Here is a 12182-nt window from a genome sequence, read left to right on the forward strand (position 1 = left end):
GAGGGAATAATGGAGAGTAAACAGCAGCCGAATCTTATTTATATTTTTGCAGATCAATGGCGGCGGCAGGCGGTCGGTTATGAAGGCGAAGATCAAGTTATCACCCCTGCGATTGATGCTTTTGCCGAGGAGAGTGTTGTTTTTTCAAATGCTGTCACCTGCTCTCCATTATGCTCGCCTCACCGGGCATCGCTACTTACGGGGCGGTATCCGATGAGCACCGGGGTGTATACCAATTGTAAAATTGGTGCCGATGTTATGCTGCGTCCTGAGGAAACTTGTATAAGTGATGTGCTCCTAGACTCTGGCTATCAGACGGGGTATATCGGGAAGTGGCATCTTGATTTACCAGAACTAAATGTCACAGATGAACCCGAATCAGGTGCAAGGGATTGGGATGCGTATACTCCTCCCGGACCAAAGAGACATGGTTTCCAATACTGGTATTCCTACGGGGCATGGGATGAGCACCTTGCCCCTCATTACTGGAAGGATAGCCCGGAGAAGATTCAAGTGAACCAATGGTCTGTGGAACATGAAACGGACCAAGCGTTAAATTTTATAAAAAATCGCAGCAGTAAGCAGCCATTTGCACTCTTTCTATCATGGAATCCGCCGCACAGCCCGTTTGATCAGGTTCCTGAAAAATATAAGCAGTTATACAAGCGGGAACAAATCGTGCTGAGAGAAAATGTGAACCAAGAAACATTTGGTGTTCATACAGGTGAACCAGTTGATGGCGGTTTGGAGGAATTAAAAGAGAAGCAGCTGAATTATTTTGCCGCGATATCCGGAATCGATGATCAATTCAGCAGGATTCTGCGCTTGTTAAAGGATGAGGAGCTCGATGAGAATACGATTGTTGTTTTAACCTCGGATCATGGAGAAATGATGGGCTCCCATGGCTTAATGGCGAAGCATGTCTGGTATGAGGAATCGATTGGAGTCCCTTTTTGTATTCGCTGGCCCAAGGTTTTACCGCAAACCAGAACGGATGTATTGCTTAATAGTGTTGATATTATGCCGACACTGCTAAGTTTGCTTCAGCTTGATATTCCCCAATCTGTAGAAGGAAACGATTTATCTAGTTTTATGATTGAGCAAGGAAACGGGGGACCTGAAGCCGCTTATCTTTGTGGATACCCTGGCCGTAAAGAAGCGATTGAAGCGTTCCGCGAGGCAGGTTTGGATAACACTGCTTATGGATGGAGAGCGGTTCGAACAAAGCAATATACGTATGTTATTCATCATGGCTATGCCCCTGGTGAGAAGAGTATTCGATTACTATACAATCTAGAAAAGGATAAATTCCAGCTGCAGCCTGAAAAAATAGAAGACTCCCTTAAACATCCTATTGCAAGAGGGTTAGAACAGAAGCTTCGTACCTGGCTTAAAGATTTGAAAGATCCTTTTTTATTAGAGTAGGTTAATTCCAGGTTTATGGAGTCCGAAAAGTGGTGAAGTTCGGGTGAAATGGTCGTCATGAAGGATTTATGAAGCCCAAAATGAGGTGGAATTTGGGGGAATGGTCGTCATGATGGGTTTATGAAGCCCGAAATGAAGTGGAATTTGGGAAAATGGTCGTCATAAAGGGTTTATGAAGCCCGGAAAGTAGTGGAATTTGGAAAAATGGTATTCATGGGGTTTATGAGGCTCGGAAAAGTGTTCTCATGGAATCATGAAGCCCGAAGTATGGTGGAATTCGAGAAAAGGTCCTCATGATGGGTGTATGAAGCCCGAAAAATGGCAGAATTCGAGAAAACGGTCGTCATGATGGTTTTATGAAGCCCAAAAAATGGTGAAATTCGAGAAAACGGTCGTCATGATGGGTTTATGAAGCCCAAAAAATGGTGAAATTCGAGAAAACGGTCGTCATGAAGCGTTTATGAAGCCAAAAAAATGGTGGAATTCGAGAAAACGGTCTTCATGGAGGTTTCATGAACCCCAAAAGAGCAGAAAACCGACTTCATGAATAATCATGAAGCCCGAAAATAGTTAAATCATAGATTATGAGGTGAATGAACATGACGGTATTTGTTGATGAAATAAAGAAAGAACAAATCCAGAATATAGAACGGTTTGAGGCTGCTCCTGCTGTTGACCGAGCTTTTGTTGAAAAAGCGATTCAGCATGTTTTAGCGAAAATTGATCAAAGTTTAGAAGTTTTCACAGACAAGTTTCCTGATTCCAATAGTGAAAACCTTGTCTATAAACCGATTAAAAACGTAGAATGGACAACAAGCTTTTGGACAGGAATGCTTTGGCTTGCTTATGAATACACAGGCGGTGAAAAGTACCGAAAAGTGGCAGAAATACAGATTGATAGTTTTAAAGAACGATTGGAAAAGCGGATTGAAGTAGATCATCATGACCTAGGATTTTTATACACGTTGTCTTGTGTCAGCGCTTATAAGCTAACAGGAAATGAAGAGGCAAAAAATATCGCCATTCAAGCAGCTGATTTATTGATTACTCGATACCATGATAAAGCTGGAATTATCCAGGCATGGGGAGATTTAAACGATCCAGCTCAGCGCGGGAGAATGATTATTGATTGTAATATGAATCTTCCATTACTTTATTGGGCTTCAGAAGTGACTGGAAAAACAATTTATCGAGAAATAGCCGAGAGCCATATTGAGCAGGCAGCGAAATACATTGTCAGACAAGATGCTTCTACTTTCCATACGTATTATATGGATCCTGAGACTGGAAAACCATTGTATGGTAACACCCACCAGGGATATGCGGATGACTCCTGCTGGGCCCGCGGTCAGGCTTGGGGAATCTACGGATTTCCGCTCAGCTACCACTATACGCAAGACTGGAGTTTAATCGAGCTATCCAAGAAGCTTACCAATTATTATTTGAATCGACTCCCGGAAGATCAAATTTGTTACTGGGATTTAATTTTTACAGATGGGGACGAAGAGCGTGATAGTTCTGCCGCTGCGATTACTGTATGCGGACTGCTGGAGATGACAAAGCATATGCCTTTAACGGATCCAGAAAAGAAAGTTTATGAGAATGCGGCGCTCGTGATGATGCAGTCCCTCTATGAAAACTATACAACGGACATTCAAAGTGAAGCCAACGGTATTCTGAAGCACGCAGTCTATTATAAAGCCGGCGGCCGCGGAGTTGATGAAAGCTGTATTTGGGGAGACTACTATTATTTTGAAGCCTTAATCAGGCTGGTGAAGGATTGGAAAATGTATTGGTAAAACTTTTGGAAAAGGGATGAGAATGATGGATGGGAAACTTTATAAATCTATGGAATTTATCATGAATGCTTTTTTGTTAAATCTCCTCTGGCTGGTTCTGTGTCTTCCCATTTTGACGATATTCCCTGCAACGACAGCAATGTTCGGGGTTGTCCGAGAATGGAAAAAGCAAAACGATATTCGAATTTTCACTGCCTTTTTTCGCCTGTTTAAGGAGAATTTTAAACAAAGCTTTTTCATTGGTATTCTCTGGCTCGTTTTTACAGGCTTGCTTTTGGGAGATTTAATCATTATCAATCAGTTGAATTCGAGTGTAAAGTACGTCCTGTTTTCATTCTTTTTCCTAATGGGAATCTTGTATTTGTTTGTTTCTATTTATATATTTCCTGTCCTTGTCCATTATCAAGTAACGTGGAAAAATGCGATTAAGAATGCACTGCTCTTATCAATCAGCCGTTTGCATTATACAATTTTATCTATCCTCATCATTGCCGCTTGTCTCGTTCTATGTTTCTATCTTCCAGCGGCCATGATGCTTGGATTCAGCATTAGTGCATATCTTATCTACTCTTTAGTGAGTGGCGGGTTTCACCATGAAAATGAGGAAAAAATTTCATAGGGTGGTGTTTTTATGGAAAAAAGTCTAAAGATGATCTTAGCTTCTTCACTCACATTCACAACATTCTTAACGATTCCGATGATTGATTCTAACAACCTTGTCAAAGCTTCTGAAAATCAAATAGTAAGTCAAATGACTACTGTTGATGTTTTAAATGAAATGGAGAAATTAAAAGTAAACTATTCAATGTATCTTGTGGGTAATGAGAGTATCAATCAAAATCCTTTACTAGACAGTAAAATTAATTCTGTCCATAACACAGCAAATACAAGACTTTCTGCATTCCTTGCGCCGGAAGACAGAGAAACTTCCTTATTTAAAAATCTTCCTCTTGGAGAGAATGATACGAATTTAAGTAATTCCTACTTATACTTATATCAAATGGCGGTGGCTGCAAAAACCTATAAGCGGCCGGATTTAAGCGGTGTCAATTTTTATGAAAATCAGGAAACGATTCATAAAGTCATCGAGGGCTTAGATTGGCTTTACAGAAACTATTTTGAAAATCAGGAAAAGGGATATTACGGAAATTGGTACTCGTGGGAAATAGGGATGCCAATGAATATCACGAAAACTTTACTTCTTTTAGAAGATGAGATTCGCAATGTTAAGCCGGAATTAATCGATACTTATGTGAAGTCCATGGATCTGTATTTAAGAAATGGAAAAGATGGTGATATTGATTTAAATTCCCGCTTTTATACCGGTGCCAATCTTGCTGATATTGCCACCAACCGAATCATTCAAGGGGCACTGATTGGTAACGAGGAAAGGGTATCAAAGGCAGTAGACAATATTCTAACTGTTTTTAAGACCATTGATCCTAACCAACTTATTAATGGGAATACAGATGGATTTTATGAGGATGGGTCGTTTATTCAGCACCACAGAGTTGCCTACACTGGTTCCTATGGGAAAGTGCTGTTAAACCGAATTATCCAAACAATGAAGATTTTAGATGATAGTCAGTATAATCCAAAAGAAGTCTTGGTTCCAACGGTAAAAGAATGGGTATACAAAGGGTTCTCACCGGTTATTTTTGAAGGCTATATGATGGAAATCGTAAAGGGCAGAGCATTATCAAGGACTGGCACAGGGTACCAAGATGTCACTAGTATCGTTGAGGCAATGGTGGATTTGAGTAACTATCTGGGTGCTGAAGAGAGTAAAGCGCTAAAATCACATATTAAATATATCGCTGATTCTTCTAAAGGGAAGCTGTCCAGCGGTTCCTTTATCTCATACGATACGATTATTCGTTTTAATCAAATCATGGAGGATTCCGGCCTTGAAGCTAAAAATGGGCTGGAGGAATCTTCCCACTTTGCCTTTAACCTTATGGATAAAACTGTACATTTAAGAGATTCGTATGCTTTTGCTTTTTCGAGAAGCTCTGACCGAATCAGTAAGTATGAATATATGAGTGGAGAAAATTTAAGGCCTTGGTTCCTTGGTGACGGTGCTTACTATTTGTATCTGTCTGGGCGAGATCAAACGAAACAATTCGGGGCAAATTATTTTGCCACGATCAATCCTTATAAGCTCCCTGGGACAACGGTTCCTGTTGAAGAGAGAAAAACGATTCCAGAACTTTATGGTGGAAAGTTATTCTATGAAAATACCACTCATCCTTTAAACTTTTATGCCTCATCAACCTCACAAAATGATTATGTGTATTTTCCAGTAGGAACCAATATTTTTTCTGGCGGAGTAAAGCTTGGTAATTATGGTGTTTCAGGTATCCAGCTTGGGGACGAAATCGGCTATAAGGACAAACAGGATGGGCTGTTACCTGAGAATTTTGTGGTCTATAAAAATACAGAAGCCAATAAGTCAGCGTTTATGTTTGACGATGAAATCGTATTATTGGGATCTGGTATCCAAGATCAGCTGGGCAGAGAGGTTATTTCTACGATTGATAATCGAATGTTTGAGGCCAATGAAACTAGCACAATAGTTGGAGGAACTTATGATGGTCAATCCTTAACTGATCCGGTTAATGGTGAATATAACTTAAAATGGATGAATTTTAATACAAATGCTGAGGGAACACAGGTAGGCTATTATTTTCCTGAGACTGCTAGTATTACTGTCTCTAAAGAGACTGTTACGGAAAGTCTAAGAAAAATTCGCACCTCAAACCCCGATACAAAAGTAACGAAGAATTTCTTTACATTGGGACTGGATCATGGAAAGAATCCACAAAATGCATCTTATGCTTATGTGATACTACCTAATTTTAACGTGAACCAAACAGAAGAATATGCGAAGAGCCCGAGCATTCAAGTACTATCCAATACGGAAGATGTTCATGCCGTTGAAAATACGAAGCTTGGAATGAAGGGATTTAATTTCTTTGGTGATAAAAAGAAGACGGTTAGTAATGTCACATCCTATAATCAAGCTTCTATTCTTGTGAAATATGAAGGTGACATCATCACAATTGCAGTATCTGACCCGACTTTTAAACTGGATAAAATGAAGCTCGAAATAGAAGTTCCTAACCCTACCGTTATAGCGGCTAGTGAAGGTGTAAAAACCTCAGTATCTAGCAAAAAAGCGTTGATTCATATTGATTCTATCCATTCAAATGGTAAGAGTTTTGAAATAAAGCTTAAAATGATGGAAAAACATGGACAATAAAGGGGATTTTTTCGAATCGCGTTTATGATCGTCCAAAATGATTTTCCAAGTTTAAGAGGAGTATTCTCTATGAAAAAACCAAACATTTTATTAATCACAAGTGACCAGCAGCATTTTGATACCATTGGTGCCTTTAATCCAGAAATTTCAACACCTAATCTTGATCGATTAGTAAGAGAAGGAACGACGTTTCAGCGCGCGTATTGTCCGAATCCTACCTGTACCCCTTCAAGATCTTCTATCATTACGGGGATGTATCCAAGTCAGCATGGAGCGTGGACGTTGGGCACAAAGTTAAGTGAAGATAAACAACAGACAGTCGGTCAAGTTTTGAGGGATAATGGCTATCGGACGGCTCTCGTTGGGAAAGCCCACTTTCAACCAACTCGCTCAACGGAAGAGTATCCGTCGCTTGAATCCTTGCCGCTGCTTCAGGATATTGATTTTTGGAAAAATTACAATCAACCATTCTATGGATTTGAAAGAATAGAGTTACTGCGAAACCATACCAATGAATATTTAGTGGGGCAGCATTATGTTGCCTGGCTGGAGGAAAAAAGCTTTTCTGATTGGAAGCAATATTATATGGCGCCAACAGGAACAATGGATCCATCTATTCAATATACATGGGGAATTCCAGAGGAATATCACTACAATTCATTCATCGCTGAAAAGACGAATGAACTGCTGGAAACCTATCACAAGCAGGAAGAAAATTTCTTCCTCTGGGCAAGCTTCCCGGATCCACATCCGCCTTATTTAGTTCCTGAGCCATGGGCATCGATGTATGATCCTGATCAGTTAACTATTCCGGAATTGGTTCCAGGTGAGCATGACCGAAATCCGCCGCATTTTAAAAAGACACAAGAACCTGAACCTGATTTTACGGACCTTGCGGAAACAGGCTTCGGTATTCACGGTTATCACACCCATATAATTCCGGAGGAAGACAGAAAAAAATTAGTCGCTAATTATTATGGAATGGTTAGTTTTATGGATAAGTATATTGGCAGCATTCTCGATAAGCTCGATGAATTGGGTATGGCGGATGATACGCTGATTGTGTTTACAACCGATCATGGTCATTTCTTTGGACAGCATGGCTTACAGTATAAAGGCGGATTCCATTATGAGGATTTAATCAAGCTGCCTTTTATTGTCCGCTATCCAGGTCAAATTCCGGCACAGAGAGAATCCCAAGCCTTACAATCTCTTGTTGATTTGGCACCTACCTTTTTATCATTTGCGAATGTTTCCATTCCTGCTTTGATGTCAGGTGAGGACCAAAAACAAGTTTGGCTGAATCATCAAGAGAAAAAACGGGATCATGTCCTTTGTGAATTTCGCCATGAACCGACGACGATTCATCAAAAGACCTACGTGGATGAACGTTACAAAATAACCATCTATTATCGGCAGACGTATGGAGAAATTTTTGATTTACGAGAGGATCCAAAGGAACTCAATAACTTGTGGGATCATCCTGATTATCAAGTTCTGCAAAAAGAGCTTCTTTTAAAATATGCCTGGGCAGAGCTCCACAAAGAGCAGATGCCGATGCCGAGAATTTCACATGCATAAGGATTTTATCTGTTGGATAATTTACTTTAAAGCGAACAGCAGCTATGCTGTTTGCTTTTTTTCACCCAATAAAAAACAATATTTCTAAAAATTTGGACAATATGTTTATTGTGGAAGACTTTCAATAAAAGTAAGCTAGAGTACGAACAGGTGGTGGTACTTGCTGCTAATTTTTTGATTGCCTTTTGCGGGTATCACCATCTTTTTAAAATTTTAAACTAGGAGATTTAAAGGAGGAGAGGAATTGAGCAGTAAGCAATTTAAGAGATTTTCCCATTCTATGCTAGCACTTGGGTTGTTTTTGCCAACGTTTTTAACAGGTTACATTCAGCCAGTACGTGCAGAAGCACCAGTAACAAATTCAGAGAATCCCATTTCATCTGGAGGAAATGACGTAAATGTTGGCGGGCAAGTCCAGCAGGAGGAAGAACTTGTCGACATTACTGATAGCCAACTTGAAGAAGGAGATTTTAAAATCCTATCAGGTGATGGAAGGGTTACCTACAATGAAAATGGTTCAGCAACCTTCCATGTAACCTCTACCCAAAAGAATCGAATTGTCTACAATAATATGAAACCCATTAAAAATGGTACGTTTGAAGCAGATATTACTCCAGGGACGAATGCAATGAACCGGTTTGGCTTCATTTATCGTGTTCAAAATCCATCTGCCTATACGTATGTAGGAACAGGGGATCAGAACAATCAATATTTCGGTGAAATTTTTGGTCCAGCCAACACCTGGACGGCAATGACTTCGGATGTGGCATTAGAAGCAAACAAAACCTATCATTTACTCCTGAAGTTCATGGATGATGTAGCCACCCTTTACATTAATAATAAAAAGGTTACGAGCTGGACATTAACTGGCGGTGTCGACCAAGCAGGATTACTTGGTTTTGAAAAGAGCCGCGGAGCTGCTGACATCACGATTTCAAACATCAAAATAAAAGAATATATTCCCCCTCAACCACCAAATACTCAACCAGTAGAAGATACATTGCGCTCAGATTATATGGATGTCAAGATTGACCAGGTATACCCTCGCGTCATCGAATACCGGGTCGGCGATAAGGTCATGAACGGACAACAATCGCCAGTATACGGATTGAAAGTGAATGGAAATCTCTACTATCCTGAAGTAAGCTTTGAGAAGCTACGCGAAGGAGAAGCACTTTATACATTAAAAGTGAAGGATGAATGGGAAAAACTTGATGCTGTTTTTAAAGTGTCATTAAAGGTTAAACAAAATCAAGTCATTTATACCTATGAAGAAATCAATAATGCCGATAGTGCAAAAATTGAAAGTGTTGAATTGGCTGATTTGAACTTTATCTCGGTCGATTCGTCCCAAACCAATGCGAAAGCCAAATTAACGAATCTTAGCAGCGATGTTACCAAACCAGGAGATGTCGATGTTTCTGTCGATGCATCCATGGGAGGCATTGGAACTTCAGAAAGATATTATACTGCGTTCCTATCAACCGACACATTGAGTGCAGGTGTATGGTCTAATTCAGAGGTCAATGGCTATCGTAACTTAGTTGCGAATCGTTATCAGAATGAAGATGGCACGAAAGCCGTTGGTATCGGTTCTAGTTTGCTCTATTACCAGAGAGAGTTTATGCCGAAGCCGCAGTCTGAAAAACCGACTGTGAAAATTGCCATCGCAGAAGATGCCAATCATGATCAGGAAGTTGACTGGCAGGACGGTGCGATTGTTTACCGTGATATCATGCAGGATATTCCTGGGTCGAACAATGTAAACAATATTGTCGGCACACGGATTGCAATGAACTTTGGATCACAAGCACAACAGCCATTCTTAAAAACATTAGATAATGTAAAAAAGGTAGCACTTGCTACAGATGGATTAGGTCAGGCTGTACTGTTGAAAGGCTATGGAAATGAAGGTCATGACAGCGCGCATCCGGATTACGGTGATGTTGGTGAACGAATCGGCGGTGCGGCTGATTTAAAAACGTTAATTGAAGAAGGTCACAAGTACAATTCTGAATTTGGGGTCCATATTAATGCTCAAGAAACATATCCTGAAGCGAAGGCTTTCAGCGATGATTTTATTGACGGTCCCAATTCAAGAGGCTGGGGCTGGTTAGATCAATCTTATACCATCAATAAATTAAGAGATTTGTACTCAGGAACACGTGCAAAAAGACTAGACGAATTAAAAGCTGCGGCACCGGGTCTTGATTTCGTCTATTTAGATGTATGGTATCAAGACCAGTGGGAATCCAATCGAATCTCAGAGCAATTCATTGACCGTGGCTGGAGGGTAACAACAGAGTTTGGAACGTCAGTAGCTAATTATTCAACTTGGCAGCACTGGGCTACAGATAAGAACTATGGCGGACCTGCCAGCAAAGGGATCAACTCAGAGGTACTTCGTTTTATTAGTAACCATCAAAAAGATTCGTGGGTGTTGAATTGGCCTGAAGCAGGCGGTACGGCAGATCATCCATTACTTGGCGGATTTGAATTAGCCGGTTTCGAGGGATGGCAGTCAGATAAAAACTTTGATCAATTTATCCGAATGACGTTTGACACCAATGTACCAACTAAATTTCTACAAAAATATTATGTTACGGATTGGACAAATGCAGAAGGTGACAAGCAAAAAACGAACTTGGAAAAAGAGATTAAATTAACAGATCCAAATAACGGTGATGTCGTGGTTGTCACCAGGAAAGACAATTCTAGAGAACGTATCATTACCCTTAATGGAAATGTTGTTCTTGATGAGCATGCTTATCTGATTCCATGGGTAGAACAAGATTTTGAAAAAACAACTCCGGATTCTAAAAAACTCTATCACTGGAATTTGGAAGGCGGAACAACGACTTGGACACTTCCAAACGAATATGCCGGTACATCTAAAGTATATGTCTATAAACTAACCGATCAAGGTCGAACAGATGTACAGAAAGTCAAGGTCGAAAATAATCAGGTGACATTGACTGCTGAAGCAGCCACTCCATATATTATTGTTCCGGATCAAAAGGGCAAGGGCATACAAGTTGACGACTGGAGCAAGGGTGCTCAAGTCTATGACACAGGATTTAATTCAGGAACCGTAAAAGATGAATATACAAAAGTGGCTGGAAACAAAGAAGCTGTTAGTGTGATAAGAACGAATCAAACAGGAAATGCACGTAATTTAAGCAGCGGCGACTATTACTTGAATATGGAAAGTCCATCAGACTTTACAACTGTTAGCCGTACGATTACAGACCTTGAACCTGGCAAGGATTATGTGGCAGAGGTGTATATTGAGAATAATAGTGATGTTAAGGCTGGAATCCAAGTAACAGGCGGGGAGAAGGATGTCAGTAATTACACACTGCGCAGCCTGCAAAAGAACTACGTTAAAGCAGACTCACACGCTTCCAATGATGGATACACTAGCAAAATGCAAAGGATTCAAGTAAGCTTTACGGCTGTATCTAAAACAGCAAAATTAACGCTCAGCCGGGAGGCAGGAGAAGGAAATACAAGGTTTGATGACATCCGAGTGGTTCAAAAAACGTTGAAAAACGAGGTATCATCAACAGTCTTTGAACAAGATTTTGAATCGGTCGTACAAGGAATCTACCCATTCGTGATTGGTAATACAGAAGGGGTAGAAGACAACAGAATTCATTTGTCTGAATTACACGCTCCATATACACAAAAGGGATGGGCAGGCAAAAAATTAGTAGATGATGTTATAAAAGGTAAATGGTCGGTTAAAGTGAACACAGGAAACAAAGGGTTAGTGTATCGCACCATTCCGCAGCACTTCCGCTTTGAACCAGGAGTGACCTATAAAGTTACCTTTGACTATCAAACAACGGCTAACTCTTATCGTATCATCTCTGGCGATGAGGAAATTGATGTGCGGGATATTACTGCAGCGAAAGGTTTGACTACAAATACTACTTTGCCGGCTTCAACTGAGACCAAAACGGCTGAATTTACTGTCACTGGCTCTTTGAATGGGCAAACATATATTGGAATTTTCAGTGATGGAACTGGTTTGAATGGAGATACTGGAGCAGGAACATTTATTTTAGATAATCTTCGGATTGAACAGGTGCCTGTCACCGCAGGAAATTAGG

Annotated in this window: 6 protein-coding genes; all 6 read left to right on the forward strand. The window is 40.4% G+C overall.

What is annotated here, in order from left to right; translation table 11 throughout:
* Window positions 1-9 precede the first annotated feature (9 nt).
* The 6 genes from ACN6MT_RS07650 to ACN6MT_RS07675 all read left to right on the forward strand — a co-directional run bounded on the left by ACN6MT_RS07650 (window position 10) and on the right by ACN6MT_RS07675 (window position 12181).
* A complete protein-coding gene (locus ACN6MT_RS07650; RefSeq protein WP_419955380.1) occupies window positions 10-1425 on the forward strand; it encodes a sulfatase in 1416 nt (471 codons plus the stop codon).
* A gap of 599 nt (window positions 1426-2024) precedes the next feature.
* A complete protein-coding gene (locus tag ACN6MT_RS07655) occupies window positions 2025-3224 on the forward strand; it encodes a glycoside hydrolase family 88 protein (RefSeq protein ID WP_419955381.1) in 1200 nt (399 codons plus the stop codon).
* 22 nt (window positions 3225-3246) lie between these two features.
* Window positions 3247-3843 carry a YesL family protein gene (locus ACN6MT_RS07660; protein WP_419955382.1) on the forward strand — a complete coding sequence of 199 codons (597 nt, stop codon included), beginning with the start codon at window positions 3247-3249 and terminating at the stop codon, window positions 3841-3843.
* 12 nt (window positions 3844-3855) lie between these two features.
* Window positions 3856-6486, forward strand: coding sequence for a polysaccharide lyase 8 family protein (locus tag ACN6MT_RS07665; protein ID WP_419955383.1), 2631 nt, complete (start codon window positions 3856-3858; stop codon window positions 6484-6486).
* A 69-nt stretch (window positions 6487-6555) separates the two neighbouring features.
* Entirely contained in the window at window positions 6556-8067 is a 1512-nt protein-coding gene (locus tag ACN6MT_RS07670; RefSeq protein ID WP_419955384.1) for a sulfatase, read from the forward strand.
* A 244-nt stretch (window positions 8068-8311) separates the two neighbouring features.
* Complete coding sequence (locus ACN6MT_RS07675) at window positions 8312-12181, forward strand: endo-alpha-N-acetylgalactosaminidase family protein (RefSeq protein WP_419955385.1); 3870 nt, start codon at window positions 8312-8314, stop codon at window positions 12179-12181.
* Window position 12182 lies beyond the last annotated feature (1 nt).

Source organism: Neobacillus niacini, from assembly GCF_048572935.1.
Lineage (GTDB): Bacteria > Bacillota > Bacilli > Bacillales > Cytobacillaceae > Neobacillus > Neobacillus niacini.